This is a genomic window from Scandinavium sp. UTDF21-P1B, from assembly GCF_040750395.1.
Classification (GTDB): domain Bacteria; phylum Pseudomonadota; class Gammaproteobacteria; order Enterobacterales; family Enterobacteriaceae; genus Scandinavium.
Genome location: NZ_JBFLVD010000017.1, coordinates 26,513 through 45,812, shown reverse-complemented (window position 1 = coordinate 45,812; position 19,300 = coordinate 26,513). Strand labels below are relative to the sequence as shown.

Annotated in this window: 16 protein-coding genes; 12 read left to right on the top strand and 4 right to left on the bottom strand. The window is 57.0% G+C overall.

Going from position 1 to position 19,300, the window contains the following annotated elements:
* The first annotated feature begins 117 nt into the window (after positions 1–117).
* Positions 118–372, top strand: a complete 255-nt coding sequence (locus tag AB1287_RS14455; protein WP_312627136.1) for a YkgJ family cysteine cluster protein — start codon at positions 118–120, stop codon at positions 370–372.
* Here AB1287_RS14455 and setB read toward each other — a convergent pair.
* Positions 369–1,550, bottom strand: coding sequence for a sugar efflux transporter SetB (gene setB / locus AB1287_RS14450; protein WP_435618226.1), 1,182 nt, complete (start codon positions 1,548–1,550; stop codon positions 369–371). The genes AB1287_RS14455 and setB overlap by 4 nt on opposite strands.
* A 368-nt stretch (positions 1,551–1,918) precedes the next feature.
* Here setB and fruB point away from each other — a divergent pair, with 368 nt between their 5' ends.
* Genes fruB through fruA form a run of 3 tightly spaced genes read left to right on the top strand, consistent with a single transcriptional unit; the run spans position 1,919 to position 5,689 of the window.
* Positions 1,919–3,049, top strand: coding sequence for a fused PTS fructose transporter subunit IIA/HPr protein (gene fruB, locus AB1287_RS14445; RefSeq protein ID WP_435618225.1), 1,131 nt, complete (start codon positions 1,919–1,921; stop codon positions 3,047–3,049).
* Positions 3,049–3,987, top strand: a complete 939-nt coding sequence (gene fruK, locus AB1287_RS14440) for a 1-phosphofructokinase (RefSeq protein ID WP_312627038.1) — start codon at positions 3,049–3,051, stop codon at positions 3,985–3,987. The genes fruB and fruK overlap by 1 nt, the downstream gene beginning before the upstream one ends.
* A 16-nt stretch (positions 3,988–4,003) precedes the next feature.
* Complete coding sequence (gene fruA / locus AB1287_RS14435; protein ID WP_435618224.1) at positions 4,004–5,689, top strand: PTS fructose transporter subunit IIBC; 1,686 nt, start codon at positions 4,004–4,006, stop codon at positions 5,687–5,689.
* 119 nt (positions 5,690–5,808) lie between these two features.
* Here the strand turns inward: fruA and nfo are convergent, their stop codons facing one another.
* Positions 5,809–6,666, bottom strand: a complete 858-nt coding sequence (gene nfo / locus AB1287_RS14430; protein ID WP_312627034.1) for a deoxyribonuclease IV — start codon at positions 6,664–6,666, stop codon at positions 5,809–5,811.
* Positions 6,667–6,751: 85 nt separating this feature from the next.
* The gene (locus AB1287_RS14425) at positions 6,752–7,801 is read right to left on the bottom strand and encodes a YeiH family protein (protein WP_435618223.1); all 1,050 of its coding nucleotides are present in this window, start codon (positions 7,799–7,801) and stop codon (positions 6,752–6,754) included.
* A gap of 105 nt (positions 7,802–7,906) precedes the next feature.
* Here AB1287_RS14425 and yieE point away from each other — a divergent pair, with 105 nt between their 5' ends.
* The 3 genes from yieE (at position 7,907) to cirA (ending at position 12,624) form a co-directional block, all read left to right on the top strand.
* Positions 7,907–8,773, top strand: coding sequence for a DNA-binding transcriptional regulator YeiE (gene yieE, locus AB1287_RS14420; RefSeq protein WP_435618222.1), 867 nt, complete (start codon positions 7,907–7,909; stop codon positions 8,771–8,773).
* A gap of 146 nt (positions 8,774–8,919) precedes the next feature.
* Positions 8,920–10,389, top strand: a complete 1,470-nt coding sequence (gene lysP, locus AB1287_RS14415) for a lysine-specific permease (protein WP_312627031.1) — start codon at positions 8,920–8,922, stop codon at positions 10,387–10,389.
* 270 nt (positions 10,390–10,659) lie between these two features.
* Complete coding sequence (cirA, locus tag AB1287_RS14410; protein WP_435618221.1) at positions 10,660–12,624, top strand: catecholate siderophore receptor CirA; 1,965 nt, start codon at positions 10,660–10,662, stop codon at positions 12,622–12,624.
* Between the two features lie 112 nt (positions 12,625–12,736).
* Here cirA and fghA read toward each other — a convergent pair whose 3' ends face one another.
* The gene (fghA, locus tag AB1287_RS14405) at positions 12,737–13,573 is read right to left on the bottom strand and encodes an S-formylglutathione hydrolase (RefSeq protein ID WP_435618220.1); all 837 of its coding nucleotides are present in this window, start codon (positions 13,571–13,573) and stop codon (positions 12,737–12,739) included.
* Between the two features lie 138 nt (positions 13,574–13,711).
* Here fghA and AB1287_RS14400 point away from each other — a divergent pair, with 138 nt between their 5' ends.
* From AB1287_RS14400 to mglB, 5 genes are all read left to right on the top strand, one after another.
* Positions 13,712–14,845, top strand: a complete 1,134-nt coding sequence (locus AB1287_RS14400) for a YbfB/YjiJ family MFS transporter (RefSeq protein ID WP_435618219.1) — start codon at positions 13,712–13,714, stop codon at positions 14,843–14,845.
* A 114-nt stretch (positions 14,846–14,959) separates the two neighbouring features.
* Complete coding sequence (gene folE / locus AB1287_RS14395) at positions 14,960–15,625, top strand: GTP cyclohydrolase I FolE (protein ID WP_312627024.1); 666 nt, start codon at positions 14,960–14,962, stop codon at positions 15,623–15,625.
* Between the two features lie 19 nt (positions 15,626–15,644).
* On the top strand, positions 15,645–16,802 hold the full coding sequence (gene yeiB, locus AB1287_RS14390) for a DUF418 domain-containing protein YeiB (RefSeq protein ID WP_435618218.1): 1,158 nt from the start codon (positions 15,645–15,647) through the stop codon (positions 16,800–16,802).
* Between the two features lie 155 nt (positions 16,803–16,957).
* The gene (gene galS, locus AB1287_RS14385) at positions 16,958–17,983 is read left to right on the top strand and encodes an HTH-type transcriptional regulator GalS (RefSeq protein ID WP_435618217.1); all 1,026 of its coding nucleotides are present in this window, start codon (positions 16,958–16,960) and stop codon (positions 17,981–17,983) included.
* Between the two features lie 284 nt (positions 17,984–18,267).
* The gene (gene mglB / locus AB1287_RS14380) at positions 18,268–19,266 is read left to right on the top strand and encodes a galactose/glucose ABC transporter substrate-binding protein MglB (protein WP_312627018.1); all 999 of its coding nucleotides are present in this window, start codon (positions 18,268–18,270) and stop codon (positions 19,264–19,266) included.
* The last annotated feature ends 34 nt before the right edge of the window (positions 19,267–19,300 follow it).

The window sequence follows — 19,300 nt, the reverse complement described above, 5'->3', positions numbered from 1 at the left end:
GGTAAAGTCAAAAATATCGCGTAAAAGTACTCGTGCCGGGCCTTTCAGGCAAGTGGAATTCGCGGGATTTGTGAAAAGGTGATAAGGTGCGTTTCCGCCATAAAGAGAGAGTGAATGATGGACTGCCGACCGGACTGCGGCGCGTGTTGCACGGCACCGTCGATCTCCAGCCCTATCCCGGGAATGCCTGACGGCAAGCCCGCCAATACCCCCTGTATCCAGCTTGATGAACGCCAGCGCTGCAAGATTTTTGGCTCGCCCCTGCGGCCAAAAGTGTGCGCCGGATTGAAGCCTTCCTCAGAAATGTGCGGAACATCTAAAGTGCAGGCGATGAGCTACCTTATTCATCTGGAAGCGCTAACTGCGCCCTAAACGTCCTTAATCCGCCACAGCCCGATGGTGCTGATAACGCACATCACCAGCGCAATCCAGAATACCGCGTGGTAATTCCAGATTTCCGCCACCACGCCTGCCATTGAACCCGCAATGATCCAGCCCACGCGGGTCGTGTTGCTGTAAAGGGTAGTCGCTGAACCGGCCTGACCGGGCATCAAATCCTGAAAATAGAGCATGCCGATACCGGCGAGGATCCCAATGTAGATGGCGTTCAACAGCTGCATGGCGAGCAGCAGCGCAGGCGAGTGTACGGTCAGCATTCCGATGTAAAAACAGAGTCCGGCAATCACCGCAATACGCATCAGGAAGCGCTTGCCAAAGCGTTTGGCGTAGTAGCCGGCAATCAGCATTGTCGGGATCTCAAGCCCCGCAGCGGTGCCCATCATCACCCCGGCGAGTTTTTCCGGTAAATGCAGCTCCTCAATAATGAACAGCGGCATATTGATAATGTAGAGGCTGTTGGTGCCCCACATCAGCGTGCAGATGCCAAACAGCAACAACGCATCACGGAGGTTGGTGCGCGGTACTTCGATATGCGTGCCTGTCACGGGGCGCTCTTTGCGCATGCTCGGCAAAAACAGCCAGACGATAAGCGCACAAACCACATAGGCCACGGCGGCTGAAAGATACATCGTCGTGAAGCCAAAACCCATCGCCAGCGCGTAGGCCAGCGGCGGCCCAACCACCCACGCCAGTGACACCTGCGCGCGCAGAATGGAACTGAACATCACCGCTTCGCGCCCGGTTTTATCGGCATGTTCGCGGGCAAGGGCAAACATCTGTGGGTTAGACGTTGACCCAAAGCTGCTCAGGAAAACACCGACGAACAGCAAAATGAAGTAGTTACGGTTCCAGGCAAACAGCACGCAGGCCATTACCCCGAGCAGGCAACAGAAGACAATCAGCTGTTTACGGTCGCCCTGTCGGTCTGAACGTCCGGCCAGAAACTGGCTGACCAGAATGCCGATCGCCGCGCTGCCGGTAAAGAAGAAGCCGACCATCGCCGGACGAACGTGAACTTCATTCGTCAGAAACAGGCTCAGAGTTGGCGTTTGCAATGCGCCAGCAATGCCCGTCAGAAAGGCGACTAACAGGAAGGCCGATGAGGTCAGATCAAATCCCCGACGCGGGGCTTCTACGGTGGTGTTGGACATGTCGGATTATCAAAAAACAGGAAGACGCAGGAGTTTACGCTGGCCGTCAGAAAATAAACAGTGGATGGGTCAACTTATACACGAAAAATCAAAATAGCATTTCATAATGAGAATGGCTTTCGCTGAAGGTGGCTGAACGACGCGCTGAAGCACACGCCTGGCGTCAGCAAATGTGGCGAGAATGATAACAAAATGTGGAGTGGCTCTAACTTCTGCGATCAAAAAAACGACTTTGCTTGCGGATTAAACAGCGCTGACACAGACTCATTGAAACGTTTCAGCGTCATCTTTTCATCTTACGGGAAGCAGGGTGGCGTATTTTTTCTCATGTTGGCTGAAACGATTCAATTCAGCGAGAGAGGAGAACCATGTTCCAGTTATCAGCTCAGGATATTCATCCCGGCCAACAGGCCGGGAATAAAGAAGAGGCAATTCGCCTGGTTGCGTCAGCGCTGGTCAGCGCCGGTAACGTGGCCGACGGTTATGTTGACGGAATGCTTGCCCGCGAGCAGCAAACCTCGACGTTTCTTGGCAACGGCATCGCCATTCCACACGGTACCACCGACACCCGCGACCAGGTGCTGAAGACCGGCGTTCAGGTTTATCAGTTCCCGCAGGGTGTGGCCTGGGGCGAAGGGCAAACCGCTTACGTCGCCATCGGCATTGCCGCCAGTTCGGATGAGCACCTCGGTCTGCTGCGTCAGCTGACGCACGTGCTGAGCGATGACAGCGTGGCTGAACAGCTGAAAACCGCGACCACTGCGGAAGCGCTGCGAGCGCTGCTGATGGGTGAAAAACAAAGCGATGCGTTGAAGCTCGATAACGACACCCTGACGCTGGACGTTGATGCGGCAAGTCTGATGACATTGCAGGCGCTGAACGCTGCACGTCTGAAGGAAGCTGGAGCCGCCGACGCGGCATTCGTGGCGCACGTCATTAATGACCAGCCGCTGAACCTGGGGCAGGGCATCTGGCTGAACGACAGTGCTGAAGGCAACCTGAAAAGCGCCGTCGCCGTTAGCCGTGCTGCAACACCGTTCAGCGTTGACGGACAATCTGCAGCGCTGCTGGTGACGGTTGCGATGGCCGACGAACAGCCGACTGCGGTCCTTAACCGCCTCAGTGCGCTGCTGCTCGACAACAAAGCTGAACGTCTGCTGAACGCCGACGCGGCAACGCTGCTGGCATTCCTGACCAGCGATGATGCGCCAGCGGACGATCTGCTGAGCGCGGAGTTTGTGGTGCGTAACGAACATGGGCTGCATGCGCGTCCGGGCACCATGCTGGTGAATACCATCAAACAATTTAACAGTGAGATTACCGTGACAAACCTCGACGGCAGCGGCAAACCTGCGAATGGTCGCAGCCTGATGAAGGTCGTGGCGCTCGGCGTGAAAAAAGGCCATCGCCTGCGCTTTACCGCCCAGGGCGAGGATGCCCAGGTGGCGCTGAATGCCATCGGTGAGGCTATCGCCTCCGGTCTTGGGGAGGGCGCGTAATGAGCAGACGTGTTGCCACAATCACCCTCAATCCGGCCTACGATTTAGTGGGGTATACCCCGGAAGTTGAACGCGGCGAAGTGAACCTGGTGCGCACCACCGGTCTGCATGCGGCGGGTAAGGGTATCAACGTTGCGAAGGTGCTGAAAGATCTCGGCATTGATGTGACCGTCGGCGGCTTCCTGGGCAAAGACAACCAGGATGGCTTCCAGCAGCTGTTCAGCGAACTCGGCATCGCCAACCGTTTCCAGGTGGTGCAGGGCCGTACCCGTATCAACGTTAAGCTGACGGAAAAAGACGGCGAAGTGACCGACTTTAACTTCTCTGGTTTCGACGTCACGCCGGGCGACTGGGAGCGTTTCGTCAACGATTCCCTGACGTGGCTGGGTCAGTTCGACATGGTCTGCGTCAGCGGCAGCCTGCCTGCGGGCGTCAGCCCGGAAGCGTTCACCGACTGGATGACGCGCCTGCGCAGCCAGTGTCCGTGCATCATCTTTGACAGCAGCCGTGAAGCGCTGGTGGCGGGCCTGAAGGCTGCGCCGTGGCTGGTGAAGCCGAACCGTCGCGAACTGGAAATCTGGGCGGGTCGCAAGCTGCCGGAAATGAAAGACGTCATTGAAGCGGCGCACGCATTGCGTGAGCAGGGCATTGCTCATGTGGTGATTTCGCTGGGCGCAGAAGGCGCGCTGTGGGTCAACGCATCCGGCGAATGGATTGCCAAACCGCCGTCCGTTGAGGTGGTGAGCACCGTGGGTGCCGGGGATTCCATGGTAGGTGGTCTGATTTACGGCCTGCTGATGCGTGAATCCAGTGAACACACGTTACGCCTGGCGACCGCGGTCGCGGCGCTGGCCGTCAGCCAGAGTAACGTCGGCATTACCGATCGTACCCAGTTGGCCGCGATGATGGCGCGCGTTGACTTACAACCCTTCAATTAACAGCAGGAGAGGCACAATGAAAACGCTGCTGATTATCGATTCCGGGCTCGGACAGGCGCGCGCCTATATGGCGAAGACCCTGCTGGCCGCGGCGGCCCACAAGGCCCATTTAGAGATTATCGACAACCCGAACGACGCCGAACTGGCAATCGTGCTGGGTTCAACGCTGCCGGCTGATAGCGCGCTGAACGGCAAGCAAGTGTACCTCGGCGATGTAAATCGCGCGGTGGCGCATCCGGAACTGTTCCTGAGCGAAGCTAAATCGCACGCCACGCCGTATGCAACGCCTGCGTCAATTGCGCCCGCAGCGAAAAGCGGTGCCAAACGTATTGTTGCCGTAACGGCCTGCCCGACGGGCGTCGCGCACACCTTTATGGCGGCTGAAGCGATTGAAACCGAAGCCAAAAAACGCGGCTGGTGGGTGAAAGTGGAAACCCGTGGCTCCGTAGGCGCAGGCAATGCGATTACGCCCGAAGAAGTGGCTGAAGCGGATCTGGTGATTGTCGCGGCGGATATCGAAGTGGATCTGGCGAAGTTTGCCGGCAAGCCGATGTATCGCACCTCTACCGGCCTGGCGCTGAAGAAAACGGCCCAGGAGCTGGACAAAGCGCTGGTGGAAGCCGAGCCGTACAAACCTGCGGGTAACGCTCAGGCCGCGGCGAACGAAGGCAAGAAGAAAGGCGGTGCCTACAGCCACCTGCTGACGGGCGTGTCCTATATGCTGCCGATGGTGGTTGCAGGCGGCCTGTGTATCGCGCTCTCCTTTGCCTTCGGGATCACCGCATTTAAAGAAGAGGGTACGCTTGCGGCCGCGCTGATGCAGATCGGCGGCGGTTCAGCCTTCGCGCTGATGGTGCCTGTGCTGGCGGGGTACATCGCGTTCTCGATTGCTGACCGTCCGGGCCTGACTCCAGGTCTTATCGGCGGTATGCTGGCCGTCAGCACCGGCTCCGGCTTTATCGGCGGTATCATCGCCGGTTTCCTTGCGGGCTACGTCGCGAAGCTTATCAGTACCAAAGTGAAGCTGCCCCCAAGCATGGAGGCGCTGAAACCGATCCTGATTATTCCGCTGCTCTCAAGCCTGATCGTTGGCCTGGCAATGATTTACCTGATTGGTAAACCGGTAGCCGGTATTCTGGCGGGCCTGACCCACTGGCTGCAAACCATGGGCACGGCAAACGCGGTACTGCTTGGCGCAATCCTTGGCGGCATGATGTGTACCGACATGGGGGGCCCGGTGAACAAAGCGGCATATGCGTTTGGCGTCGGTCTGCTCAGTACGCAAACCTATGCTCCGATGGCCGCGATTATGGCCGCAGGCATGGTGCCACCGCTGGCGCTCGGCCTGGCAACGATTGTTGCGCGCAATAAGTTCGATAAAGCGCAGCGCGAAGGCGGGAAAGCGGCGCTGGTACTCGGCCTGTGCTTCATCACCGAAGGGGCAATTCCGTTCGCGGCCCGTGACCCGATGCGCGTTCTGCCATGCTGCATCGTTGGCGGCGCGGTGACCGGCGCTATCTCAATGGCAATTGGTGCGAAGCTGATGGCACCGCACGGCGGTCTGTTTGTTCTGCTGATCCCTGGCGCAATCACGCCGGTGCTGGGTTACCTGATGGCGATTGTCGCCGGTACGCTGGTGGCGGGACTCTCTTACGCGGTGCTGAAGCGCCCGGAAGCTGAGGTGGTAGCGAAAGCTGCCTGATGGCGCTTTGCTTATCAGGCCTACAGGAACGGCTGGTTTTGTAGGCCGGATAAGGCGTCTCGCCGCCATCCGGCAAAAGTGAGTAAGCAAAGGGTCGACACGGTCGGCCCTTTTTGTCTTTATGCCGCGACTTCAGCGGTCTGCTGCGCCTTCAGCCAGGCAATCTCTTCGGCCCAGATATCCGGGTTTACGGTTTCCAGAATCAGCGGAATGCCGTCGAAGCGGCTGTCCTGCATGATCCAGCGGAAGCAGTCGTGGCCGATATTACCTTCGCCGAGGCTGTGGTGGCGGTCGACGCGGCTGCCAAAGGTGCTTTTCGCATCGTTAAGGTGCATACCGCGCAGGTACTGGAATCCGACGATACGTTCAAAATCCTCGAAGGTTTTCTCGCAGGCTTCTGCAGTGCGCAAATCGTAGCCCGCTGCAAAAGCGTGGCAGGTATCGATGCACACGCCGACGCGGGATTTGTCTTCCACGCCATCAATAATGGCGGCGAGGTGTTCAAACTCAAAGCCGAGGTTGCTGCCCTGACCGGCGGTATTTTCAATCACCGCCACCACGCCTTCGGTTTGCGACAGCGTAATGTTAATGGATTCCGCGATGCGCGCCAGGCAGTCGTCTACCGCAATCTGCATCAGGTGGCTGCCCGGGTGGAAGTTCAGCAGGGAAAGGCCGAGCTGCTCGCAGCGCTGCACTTCATCGAGGAAGGCTTCGCGGGATTTTTCCAGCGCGTCAGCCACCGGGTGGCCGAGGTTAATCAGGTAGCTGTCGTGCGGCAGGATTTGCGCGGAGGTAAAGTTGTATTTTTCGCAGGCGGCTTTGAAATCGTCAATGACGTCGCTGGTCAGCGGAGCCGCGCGCCACTGGCGCTGGTTTTTAGTGAACAGGGCAAATGCGGTGGCTTCAAGCTCTGCGGCGCGAATGGCAGCATTGGCAACACCGCCGGAGGCGCTGACGTGTGCTCCGATATATTTCATAGAAAACTCCTGTTAAACCCGCCGGTGGGGGAAGTGCATAGCAAGTGCTAATGATAGCGGGTTAACAGGAGTGTGATACAGCGCTTTATGCCATCAGGGCATGAACCGCCACGTTAATCATACCGCCGCCGACAATCAGCCAGCCGAACAGCACCAGCGCCATCAAGAGCGGTTTTGCTCCGGCTTTTTTCAGCGCGCTAACGTGGGTGGTAAGGCCAAGTGCCGCCATCGCCATTGCCAGCAGAACGGTGTCGAGCGTGACCAGCATGTCGACTACGGCCTTCGGCAGCAGGTGGAAGCTGTTGAAAATCGCCACCACGATAAACAGGATCGCGAACCACGGAATGGTGATTTTACTTTTCTCGCCGTTTTTAGCCGGGGAGAGTTGTTTCACGCGCGCCGCCAGAATCAGCAGGAACGGCGCGAGCATCATCACGCGAAGCATTTTGGCGATCACCGCAGCGTTTTCTGCATCCGGGCTGATGGCATGGCCCGCCGCCACAACCTGCGCGACTTCATGGATGGTCGAGCCCATGTAAATGCCATAGGTTTCCGGGCTGAACCAATGTGCAAGCACCGGGTACATCGCGGGGTAGAGGAAAATACCAATGGTGCCGAAAATGACCACGGTGGCGACCGCGACCGTCACTTTGCTGGATTCCGCTTTCAGGACGGGTTCCGTCGCCAGCACCGCCGCCGCGCCGCAGATGCTGCTGCCCGCGCCAATCAGCCAGCTGGTGTGCTTGTCCAGGCCAAATACTTTCTGTCCAAGGAAAGACGCCAGGACAAAGGTGCTGGTGAGCGTCAGTACGTCGATGGCGATGCCGCTGAAGCCAACGTCAGCAATTTGCGAAAACGTCAGGCGGAAGCCATAAAGAATGATACCCAGACGCAGCAGGTGCTGCTTGGCGAACAGGACGCCGCCGTCGCAGCGCTGCCAGATTTTTGGGTAAACCGTATTGCCAATTACCATGCCGAGCAGGATAGCCATTGTCAGTGCGCTAAAGCCCGCGCCAGCGATTGCCGGGATGCTGCCGGTCCACAGCGCCGCGCCGGTAATCAGTGCGGTCAGAGCCAGGCCAGGAACAAAATGCCTAATCGGATGGCGGCGTGGGGTGAGAGTGAGTGCTGTCATAACCTTCTCCTTTATCTGGGCAAAAGGTTACGTCGCGCTGGTTTAAAAATAAAATTGATTATATATTTATAATTAATCTGAATAAGTGGTAAGTGAGCGTCCAATATGCACATCACCCTACGCCAGCTGGAAGTGTTTGCTGAAGTGCTGAAAAGCGGGTCAACAACGCAGGCTTCTCAAATGCTGTCGCTTTCGCAGTCAGCGGTCAGCGCCGCGTTAACCGATCTGGAGGGCCAGCTTGGTGTACAGCTTTTCGACCGGGTCGGCAAACGACTGGTGGTCAACGAACACGGCCGTCTGCTGTATCCGCGTGCGCTGGCAACGCTTGAGCAGGCGACCGAAATCGAGCAGCTGTTCCGCGAAGACAATGGCGCTATCCGGGTGTTCGCCAGCAGCACTATCGGCAACTATATCCTGCCGGAAATTATCGCCCGCTATCGTCGTGATTTCCCGGCGCTGCCGCTGGAGCTTAGCGTCGGCAACAGTCAGGACGTCATCAATGCCGTCAGTGATTATCGCGTGGATATCGGCCTTATTGAAGGGCCGTGTCACGCAGCAGAAATCATTGCCGAGCCCTGGCTGGAAGATGAGCTGGTGGTATTTGCCGCCCCGGGTTCGCCGCTGCTGAACGAAAAGGTGACGCTGGCAAGGCTTGCTGAAGCGCCGTGGATCCTGCGCGAACATGGTTCCGGCACGCGTGAAATTGTTGATTATCTCTTGCTTTCACATCTCCCAGAGTTTCACCTTGGCATGGAGCTTGGCAACTCAGAAGCCATCAAACACGCGGTGCGTCATGGGCTTGGCATCAGCTGCCTGTCGCGGCGGGTCATTGCAGAGCAGCTCGACAGCGGCACGCTGGTTGAAGTGCCGATCCCGCTTCCTCATCTGACGCGAAAGCTGTGGCGCATTCACCATCGCCAAAAACACCTCTCTAACGCATTGCAGCGTTTCTTACGCTACTGCGATGTCTGAGGCGCTGGCGAAGCGACGTGATAAGGGCTTTACTTATAATTTGCGTCTCATCATGAAGCTCTCTTATAAGTGCGCATTTCAACCGGAAGGATCCCCTTTCGTCTGCTACAATCGCGCCTCATTTTTTGGAAGGACAGCATTTTCCCATGGTTTCTGAAACTAAAACCACAGAAGCGCCCGCGCTACGCCGCGAACTCAAGGCGCGTCACCTGACGATGATCGCCATTGGTGGCTCCATCGGTACAGGGCTATTCGTTGCCTCCGGGGCAACCATTTCGCAGGCGGGTCCTGGCGGCGCGCTGCTTTCTTATATTTTGATTGGCCTGATGGTGTACTTCCTGATGACAAGCCTCGGCGAACTGGCGGCCTATATGCCGGTGTCAGGCTCGTTTGCCACTTACGGTCAGAACTATGTAGAAGAAGGCTTTGGCTTCGCGCTGGGCTGGAACTACTGGTACAACTGGGCGGTGACCATCGCCGTTGACCTCGTGGCCGCCCAGCTGGTGATGAACTACTGGTTCCCGGAAACGCCGGGCTGGATCTGGAGCGCGCTGTTCCTCGGCATCATGTTCCTGCTGAACTGGATCTCCGTGAAAGGCTTTGGTGAAGCCGAATATTGGTTCTCGCTGATCAAAGTGACCACCGTCGTTATCTTTATCATCGTCGGCGTCATGATGATCGTCGGCATCTTCAAAGGTGCACAGCCGGTCGGCTGGAGCAACTGGACAACCGGCGACGCACCATTTGCCGGGGGCTTTGCGGCGATGATTGGCGTGGCGATGATTGTCGGCTTCTCCTTCCAGGGAACCGAGCTTATCGGTATCGCGGCGGGTGAATCTGAAGATCCTGAGAAGAACATTCCGCGCGCGGTGCGTCAGGTGTTCTGGCGTATCCTGCTGTTCTATGTGTTCGCCATCCTGATTATCAGCCTGATCATTCCTTATACCGATCCGAGCCTGCTGCGTAACGACGTGAAGGATATCTCCGTCAGCCCATTCACGCTGGTGTTCCAGCACGCGGGTCTGCTGTCGGCGGCGGCGGTGATGAACGCCGTTATCCTGACGGCGGTGCTGTCGGCGGGTAACTCCGGGATGTATGCGTCCACGCGTATGCTTTACACCCTGGCCTGCGACGGCAAAGCGCCGCGTATTTTTGCGAAGCTTTCCCGAGGCGGTGTACCGCGTAACGCACTGTATGCGACCACGGTGATTGCGGCGCTCTGTTTCCTGACCTCCATGTTCGGCAACCAGACCGTTTACCTGTGGCTGCTGAACACCTCCGGGATGACGGGCTTTATCGCGTGGCTCGGTATTGCCATCAGCCATTACCGTTTCCGTCGCGGCTATGTGATGCAGGGGAATGACATCAACAACCTGCCGTACCGTTCGGGCTTCTTCCCGCTGGGGCCAATCTTCGCGTTCGTGCTGTGCCTGATTATCACGCTCGGCCAGAACTACGAAGCGTTCCTCAAAGACACCATCGACTGGGGCGGCGTGGCGGCGACCTACATCGGCATCCCGCTGTTCCTGGTTATCTGGTTCGGCTACAAGCTGGCGAAGGGCACCCATTTCGTTCGTTACAGCGAAATGCACTTCCCGGAGCGCTTTAAGAAGTAATTAACTTAAAGCAGTCTGAAAACCCTCCCATGCGGAGGGTTTTTTTATGCCCGGGCAATAGCTTCTGGACATAATTGCTCACAATTTAATTGATAATTGTTATCATTCTCTTTATCATCTTGGCACTTTCAGGATGAAGCCACTCTCCCGCATCTTGTCCGGGGACGCCAACGGACCAGGGTGACCAGCCACATCTCTCATATTGCTCTTTTTTACGCTCGCCTCGACTGGCGGGGGTTTTGTGGTTGTTTCACCTCATGGAGAATGGAAATGTTCAGATTGAATCCTCTTGTCCGGAGCGGATTATGCGCTTCTGCATTCACGCTGGCGCTGCCGGTTATGGCCGCCAGCGATGACGAAACGCTGGTGGTGACCGCCGCCGCAACGGAGCAGAGCGTCAAGGACGCCCCGGCAAGCATCAGCGTGATCACGCAGCAGGACCTTCAGCGCCGTCCGGTGCAGAATCTGAAAGACGTTTTACAGGATGTTCCGGGCGTGCAGCTCACCAACGAAGGCGACAACCGCAAAGGCGTCAGCCTGCGCGGGCTCGACAGCAGCTATACGCTCATTCTGGTGGACGGCAAGCGCGTGAACTCCCGCAACGCCGTGTTCCGCCACAATGATTTTGATCTCAACTGGATCCCGGTGGATGCCATCGAGCGTATCGAAGTCGTTCGCGGGCCGATGTCGTCGCTTTACGGATCGGATGCCCTTGGCGGTGTGGTGAACATCATCACCAAAAAAATCGGCCAGAAGTGGCACGGCACGCTCACCGCCGATACCACGATTCAGGAACATCGCGACCGTGGTGATACCTGGAACGGCCAGTTCTTTACCAGCGGCCCGCTGATTGATGGTGTGCTGGGCATGAAGGCCTACGGCAATCTCTCGAAACGCGAGAAAGACGAGCAGCAAAAATCAGCGACCTCCAGCACCGGTGAATCACCGCGCATTGAGGGCTACACCAGCCGCGATGGCAACGTCGAATTTGCCTGGACACCGAACGATAATCACGATTTCACCGCAGGCTACGGTTTCGACCGCCAGGACCGCGATTCCGACTCGCTCGATAAAAACCGCCTTGAGCGTCAGAACTACTCGCTGAGCCACAATGGCCGCTGGGATATGGGCAACAGCGAGCTGAAGTTCTACGGCGAGAAAGTGGATAACAAAAATCCGGGACAGGCGGGCGTAATCACCTCTGAAAGCAACTCCATCGACGGCAAATACGTGCTGCCTCTGAGTCCCATCAATCAGCTGCTGACCGTTGGCGGCGAGTGGCGCCACGACAAGCTGAACGATCCGGTGAATTTGCAGGGCAGCGGTAACACTTCTGCCAGCCAGTACGCGCTGTTTATTGAAGACGAATGGCGGATTTTCGAGCCGCTGGCGTTGACCACCGGCGTACGTATGGACGACCACGAAACCTACGGCGATCACTGGAGCCCGCGTGCGTATCTGGTTTATACCGCGACCGATACCATCACCGTGAAGGGCGGCTGGGCCAACGCTTTTAAAGCGCCTTCACTACTGCAGCTTAGCCCGGACTGGACAACCGGTTCCTGCCGCGGAGCCTGTGAAATCGTCGGTAGCCCGGACCTGAAGCCGGAAACCAGTGAAAGTTACGAGCTTGGCCTCTATTACGCCGGGGAAGAGGGCTGGCTGGAAGGGGTGCAGGGCAGCATCACGACCTTCCAGAATAACGTGGACGATCGCATCAGCATCAGCCGTACCGGTAATGTGGATCAGGCGAAAGATTACCCGAACTACGTAGGGCTGAACGCCGATGGCGAACCGATTTTCCGTTACTACAACGTCAATAAAGCGCGTATTCGCGGCGTGGAAACGGAGCTGAAAGTGCCGTTGGCGGAAGACTGGAAAGTGACGCTGAACTACACCTATAACGATGGGCGTGACCTCAGCAACGGCGGCGACAAACCGCTGTCAGAGCTGCCGTTCCACACCGCCAACGGCGTCGTGGACTGGCAGGCAACACAGGACTGGTCCTTCTACGTGCAGGCAAACTACTCAGGTGAGAAACGGGCGATGACGAACGGTGGGGCAACGCCTGGCGGGTACGTTATCTGGAACACCGGCGGCGCATGGCAGGCGACGAAAAACGTCAAACTGCGTGCGGGCGTGATGAACCTGATGGATAAAGATCTGAGCCGCGACGACTACAGCTACAACGAAGATGGACGCCGTTACTTTATGGCGTTGGATTACCGTTTCTGATGGTTTGAAAGGCTCGCGGAAACTGTAGCCCCGGTAAGCATAGTGTAGCGCCGCCGGGGAAATTGCCGGGCGGCGCTGCGTTTGCCCGGCCTACGGTTTATCCGCTGGGGCGCTACTTCAACAAATGCTGCGCATGGAAGCGCAGATGATCTTCGATAAAGGACGCGATAAACCAGTAGCTGTGATCGAACCCTGACTGAATGCGCAGCGTCAGCGGCCATTCGCTCTGGCGCGCGGCTTCGGCCAGTACGGCTGGCTGCAGCTGGTCGGCCAGAAACTGGTCGCTGTCACCCTGATCGATAAGCGTTGGAATAGCGCTTTTCGCGTCGCTTTTCAGCATCAGCGCGCAGCTGTCCCATTCTGCCCATTTCGTTTTGTCCTCTCCGAGATACACGCTGAACGCTTTTTGTCCCCATGGCACGCGGGTCGGGTTCACGATAGGTGCAAAGGCTGACACGCTGCTGTACCTGCCCGGATTTTTCAGCGCCAGAATCAGCGCACCGTGACCGCCCATTGAATGGCCGGAAATCGCACAGCGCTCCGCCACGCTGAACTGTGACTGAATCAGCGCGGGTAGCTCGTCACGCAGATAATCATACATGCGGTAGTGTATAGCCCACGGTGCCTGGGTTGCATTGAGATAAAACCCGGCGCCCTTGCCAAGATCGTAATTATCGTCATCGGCGACGTCATCGCCCCGGGGGCTGGTGTCGGGCATCACTAACACGATGCCGAGCTCAGCGGCGACACGCTGCGCTCCGGCTTTGGTGGCGAAATTTTCATCGGTGCAGGTCAGGCCGGAAAGCCAGTAAAGTACCGGTGGTGGTGTGGATTCGCGCGGTGGCGGCAGAAAAATGCTGAACGTCATCGCGCAGTTCAGCGTGGTGGAGTCGTGCCGCCAGCGTTGCTGCCAGCCTTCAAAACAGCGGTGCTCTTCGAGCAGTTCCATGCAGGGCTCCCGGATATGAACTGAAAAAAGGTCTGCTTCATCATACAGATCGTGCGCGCGAATGCGTAACTTTCACTTCCGCACAAAGACGACATGTTGCATCATAAAAGCAACTTTACATTAACATATGGATTGAACATGGCGCTACGTACCGCGCTGAGCGGCTTTATTATGCTGGTGGTGGCGATGGGAATAGGGCGTTTTGCCTTTACGCCACAGGTGCCGCTGATGATCGCCGACGGACAGCTGACGCTGACCAGCGCCGGACTGGTGGCAGCGATGAACTACCTTGGCTATTTACTTGGCGCCTGGGATGCGATGCGTGCGCATCGAGGCGTGGAAGGGCGCCTGTATGCCGGGATTCTCGGCGCTGTCTTACTGACGTTTCTCTCTGCATGGGTGGATAACGCCTGGCTACACGGCGTGCTGAGGCTGGTCATTGGCGCGATGAGCGGTTGGGCAATGGTGCTGACGGCTGCCTGGACAAATGAACGTCTGGCCCATGCCGGGAAACCGGGGCTCAGCGCTGCGGTGTTCGCCGGGCCGGGGGCGGGGATTGCTCTGAGCGGGCTGCTGGCGGTCTGGATCCATTCGCGGCATCTGAGTGCAGCGGAAGGCTGGTTGCTCTATGGCCTGCTGGCGTTAATCCTGATCGCATTTGTGTCCCGCTGGTTGCCGAAGCCTGGCGATTTTCAGCGGCCGGGCGGGCAGCCTGAGCCTTTACGGCTGACGTCGAATCTGAAGCGGCTGGTCTGGAGCTACAGCCTGGCAGGCTTCGGCTATATTCTTCCGGCGACGTTTTTATCGCAAATGGCGGCGGCACGCTTTCCAGGAAGCCTGTTTGCGCAGTTCCTATGGCCGGTATTTGGCGCAGCGGCGGTGGTCGGCATTGGGCTAAGTATTTTGCTACGCGGCGTGGGCCATAGCTATCAGCGGCTGGCGATTGTGCTGTGGCTTCAGGGCGCAGGCGTGCTTGCCGCCTGGCTGGTGCCGGGCATGAGTGGGCTGGTCATCGGAGCGCTGCTGGTTGGCGGTGGCTTTCTCTGTGCGGTTCAGCTTTCGTTACTGTATGGGCGAGAACTTGCGCCACAGCACACCCGGTATATGGCTGGTTTACTGACTACGGGCTACGCTGTCGGGCAGCTCATCGGGCCGATGACTTCCGCACTCTCCACCTGGCTGACGCAGCGTCTGGAACCGGCACTTGGCGTGGCGGCTATCGCGCTGCTGATCGGCGGGGCGCTGGTCTGGCGACCCGGTACGAAAGGTTAAGCCAATTTCAATAATTATCGCTGTGAATACTGGATTCTGTGCGCGGCCTCACGCACAATGAGTGTTCACTTTGCCCCCAGACGCAAAGGTCGCCACACCTGCAGGAGAAAAAGAATGCCATCACTGAGTAAAGAAGCCGCTCTGGTTCATGAGGCGCTGCTGGCGCGTGGACTGGAAACCCCACTGCGTCCGCCCGTTGAGATGGACAATGAGTCGCGCAAGCGTCTGATTGCCGAGCATATGACCGAAATTATGCAGCTGCTCAATCTCGACCTCAGCGATGACAGCCTGATGGAAACGCCGCATCGCATCGCAAAAATGTACGTCGATGAAATTTTCTCCGGCCTCGATTACGCCAATTTCCCAAAAATCACCGTCATTGAGAATAAAATGAAGGTGGATGAAATGGTGACCGTGCGCGATATCTCGATGACCAGCACCTGCGAGCATCACTTTGTGACCATCGACGGCAAAGCCACCGTGGCCTATATCCCGAAAGACACGGTGATTGGTCTGTCAAAAATCAACCGCATCGTGCAGTTCTTCGCCCAGCGTCCGCAGGTTCAGGAACGTCTCACTCAGCAGATCCTGACGGCGTTACAGACTCTGCTCGGCACGAATAACGTGGCGGTGTCCATTGATGCGGTGCATTACTGCGTGAAGGCGCGCGGCGTGCGTGACGCAACCAGCGCCACCACCACCACATCACTCGGTGGCCTGTTTAAGTCCAGCCAGAACACTCGCCAGGAGTTTCTGCGCGCCGTTCGTCACCACAACTGATTGATTAAGCAGGTATCCGATGGAGCGTAACGTCACGCTGGATTTTGTTCGCGGCGTTGCCATTCTTGGGATCCTGCTTCTTAATATCTCCGCCTTTGGTCTGCCGAAGGCGGCTTACCTCAACCCCGCCTGGTATGGCGCTATTACCCGCAGCGATGCCTGGACATGGGCCGTTCTTGACCTCTTTGCGCAGGTTAAATTCCTTACGCTATTTGCTTTGCTGTTTGGTGCGGGTCTGCAACTTTTACTTCCTCGTGGTAAGCGCTGGATCCAGTCCCGACTCACGCTGCTGGCGCTGCTCGGCTTTGCCCATGGTCTGCTTTTCTGGGATGGCGATATTCTGCTGGCTTATGCGCTGGTGGGGCTGGTGTGCTGGCGCATGGTGCGCGAAGCGCAGAGTGTGAAATCCATGTTCAATACCGGCGTGGTGCTTTATCTCATAGGTATTGCGGTACTGGTGCTGCTGGGTCTGATCTCCGGCGATGCGCCAAACCGTTCGTGGGTGCCGGGACCGGCGAACCTGCAATATGAACAATACTGGAAGCTGAAAGGCGGCGTTGAGGCCATCAGCAATCGTGCCGATATGCTTTCCGACAGCCTGCTGGCGCTGGGGGCGCAGTACGGCTGGCAGCTGGCGGGGATGATGCTGATGGGTGCGGCACTGATGCGCAGCGGCTGGCTGAAGGGCCAGTTTAGCCTGTCACATTACCGTCGCGTCGGCGGGCTGCTCATTGCCATTGGCATCCTGATTAACTTACCGGCAATTATTGCACAGTGGCATTTTGCCTGGTCATATCGCTGGTGTGCGTTTCTGTTACAGGCCCCGCGCGAGTTGAGCGCTCCGTTTCAGACCATCGGCTACGCTGCGCTGGCGTACGGCTTCTGGCCGCAAATCTGTGCTTCCCGTCTGGTTGGGGCGATTACCTGTGTGGGGCGCATGGCGCTTTCCAACTATCTGCTGCAAACGCTTATCTGCACCACGCTGTTCTACCGCTTTGATCTGTTTATGAAATTCGACCGGCTCGCGCTGCTTGCTTTCGTGCCTGTCATCTGGCTGGTCAATCTCTTCTTCTCCGTTATCTGGCTGCGTTATCACCGCCAGGGACCCGTGGAGTGGCTGTGGCGTCAGTTGACCGCACGGGCCGCAGGGGTATCTATTTCAAAAACATCCAGATAACGATCTGGATCACAATCATTAACAAAACGGATGTAACCGTTTCCATCAGTGTGACCTTCTTCACGTAGTCCTTGCCGCGTCGCTGCGAGAATAGCCACCTTGCTCAACACAGGGGGTGACCGTGAGTCGCTGCCATTTTCAACAGGACGGTGGTTATGATCACCATTCGTGATGTGGCCCGCCATGCGGGCGTTTCCGTCGCGACCATTTCCCGCGTGCTCAATAACAGCCCGCTCGTCAGTCCTGAAACGCGCGAACTGGTGATGAAAGCCGTCACGGAGCTGGGCTACCGGCCCAATGCTAACGCCCAGGCGCTGGCGACCCAGGTCAGCGATACCATCGGCGTGGTGGTGATGGACGTATCGGATGCGTTTTTTGGTGCGCTGGTGAAAGCCGTCGATACCGTGGCCCAGCAGTGTCAGAAAAACGTGCTGATTGGCAACAGCTATCATGAAGCAGAAAAAGAGCGTAACGCCATTGAAGTGCTGATTCGCCAGCGCTGTAACGCGCTGATAGTGCACTCCAAAGCCCTGAGCAACGCGGAGCTTGGCGAATTTATGGATCAGATCCCCGGTATGGTGCTGATCAATCGGATCGTACCGGGCTATGAGTATCGCTGCGTGGGGCTTGATAACGTCAGCGGGGCAATGATGGCCACGCGCATGCTGCTTAATCAGGGCCACACGCGGGTCGGCTACCTGGCGTCGAGTCATCACATTGAAGATAACCAGATGCGTCAGGAAGGCTGGCTGCGGGCGATGAGCGAGCAGGGCATTGCCGCACCTGAAGCCTGGATCGGCACCGGCACGCCAGATTTACAGGGCGGAGAAGCGGCGATGGTGGAGCTGCTCGGGCGCAATCAGGGCCTGACGGCGGTGTTCGCCTATAACGACAACATGGCAGCCGGCGCGTTGACCACGCTGAAGGACAACGGCATTGCGGTGCCGCTGCATCTGTCATTGATTGGTTTTGATGATATTCCCATCGCCCGTTACACCGATCCGCAATTGACCACCGTGCGCTATCCGATCGTTTCCATGGCGAAACTGGCAACGGAGCTGGCGCTGATGGGCGCGGCGGGGAAGCTGGACAGGGCGGCAACTCACTGTTTTATGCCAACGTTAGTGCGTCGTCATTCGGTGGCGCTAAAGCAATCTGTGGGGTCGATCACTAACTTATAACGTGCAGCGATGTAACCGCTTTCAATTTGTGAGTAAATTCACAGTATCTTAACATTCGCCTGTCTATGATGTCAGCGTTTGTAAGGCTGAAACGCTATGTAACGGTGATTAATCGGTTTTTATATAGCAACAGAGCGCTAAACAATCAATTAAACGCACGTCTGGAGCGTTACTGAACACGGAAGATGGTTTTGGATAAATTTAACTTCGGCGGTCAGTAACAATTTCATAACGTTGTGCCTGCCGATAATAAGCTACCCTGCATAAAAATAACCGGAGATACCATGAATAAGAAGGTGTTAACCCTGTCCGCTGTGATGTCTTGCATGTTGTTCGGTGCCGCTGCTCATGCAGCAGATACCCGTATTGGCGTCACCATCTACAAATACGACGATAACTTCATGTCTGTGGTGCGCAAGGCTATCGAGAAAGACGGCAAAGCAGCCCCGGATGTTCAGCTGCTGATGAACGACTCGCAGAACGACCAGTCAAAACAGAACGACCAGATTGACGTCCTGTTGGCGAAAGGCGTGAAAGCGCTGGCGATCAACCTTGTTGACCCGGCTGCGGCAGGCACCGTTATCGAAAAAGCACGTGGTCAGAATGTGCCGGTGGTGTTCTTCAACAAAGAGCCGTCCCGCAAAGCGCTGGACAGCTACGACAAAGCCTTCTACGTCGGCACCGACTCTAAAGAGTCCGGCGTGATTCAGGGCGACCTGATTGCTAAACACTGGGCGGCTAACCCGTCATGGGACCTGAATAAAGACGGTCAGATCCAATTCGTGCTGCTGAAAGGCGAGCCGGGTCACCCGGATGCGGAAGCGCGTACCACCTACGTTATCAAAGAGCTGAACGAGAAGGGCCTGAAAACCCAGCAGCTGCAGCTGGATACCGCGATGTGGGATACCGCTCAGGCGAAAGACAAAATGGACGCGTGGCTGTCTGGCCCGAACGCCAACAAAATTGAAGTCGTTATTGCGAACAACGATGCGATGGCAATGGGTGCAGTAGAAGCGCTGAAAGCGCACAACAAATCCAGCATTCCTGTGTTTGGTGTAGATGCCCTGCCTGAAGCGCTGGCGCTGGTGAAATCTGGTGCAATGGCCGGTACCGTGCTGAACGATGCAAACAACCAGGCGAAAGCCACCTTCGATCTGGCGAAAAACCTGGCGGAAGGCAAAGAAGCGGCCGCTGGTACCAACTGGAAAATCGACAACAAAATTGTTCGCGTACCTTACGTTGGTGTGGATAAAGACAATCTGGACCAGTTCATCGGTAAGTAATATTTAATTTCGCAGTCTTTGAAATATCTCCCGT

Coding starts and splice junctions, on each gene's coding strand:
- AB1287_RS14455 (WP_312627136.1), top strand. CDS start 118: ATGGACTGCCGACCGGACTGCGGCGCGTGTTGCACGGCACCGTCGATC.
- setB (WP_435618226.1), bottom strand. CDS start 1,550: ATGTCCAACACCACCGTAGAAGCCCCGCGTCGGGGATTTGATCTGACC.
- fruB (WP_435618225.1), top strand. CDS start 1,919: ATGTTCCAGTTATCAGCTCAGGATATTCATCCCGGCCAACAGGCCGGG.
- fruK (WP_312627038.1), top strand. CDS start 3,049: ATGAGCAGACGTGTTGCCACAATCACCCTCAATCCGGCCTACGATTTA.
- fruA (WP_435618224.1), top strand. CDS start 4,004: ATGAAAACGCTGCTGATTATCGATTCCGGGCTCGGACAGGCGCGCGCC.
- nfo (WP_312627034.1), bottom strand. CDS start 6,666: ATGAAATATATCGGAGCACACGTCAGCGCCTCCGGCGGTGTTGCCAAT.
- AB1287_RS14425 (WP_435618223.1), bottom strand. CDS start 7,801: ATGACAGCACTCACTCTCACCCCACGCCGCCATCCGATTAGGCATTTT.
- yieE (WP_435618222.1), top strand. CDS start 7,907: ATGCACATCACCCTACGCCAGCTGGAAGTGTTTGCTGAAGTGCTGAAA.
- lysP (WP_312627031.1), top strand. CDS start 8,920: ATGGTTTCTGAAACTAAAACCACAGAAGCGCCCGCGCTACGCCGCGAA.
- cirA (WP_435618221.1), top strand. CDS start 10,660: ATGTTCAGATTGAATCCTCTTGTCCGGAGCGGATTATGCGCTTCTGCA.
- fghA (WP_435618220.1), bottom strand. CDS start 13,573: ATGGAACTGCTCGAAGAGCACCGCTGTTTTGAAGGCTGGCAGCAACGC.
- AB1287_RS14400 (WP_435618219.1), top strand. CDS start 13,712: ATGGCGCTACGTACCGCGCTGAGCGGCTTTATTATGCTGGTGGTGGCG.
- folE (WP_312627024.1), top strand. CDS start 14,960: ATGCCATCACTGAGTAAAGAAGCCGCTCTGGTTCATGAGGCGCTGCTG.
- yeiB (WP_435618218.1), top strand. CDS start 15,645: ATGGAGCGTAACGTCACGCTGGATTTTGTTCGCGGCGTTGCCATTCTT.
- galS (WP_435618217.1), top strand. CDS start 16,958: ATGATCACCATTCGTGATGTGGCCCGCCATGCGGGCGTTTCCGTCGCG.
- mglB (WP_312627018.1), top strand. CDS start 18,268: ATGAATAAGAAGGTGTTAACCCTGTCCGCTGTGATGTCTTGCATGTTG.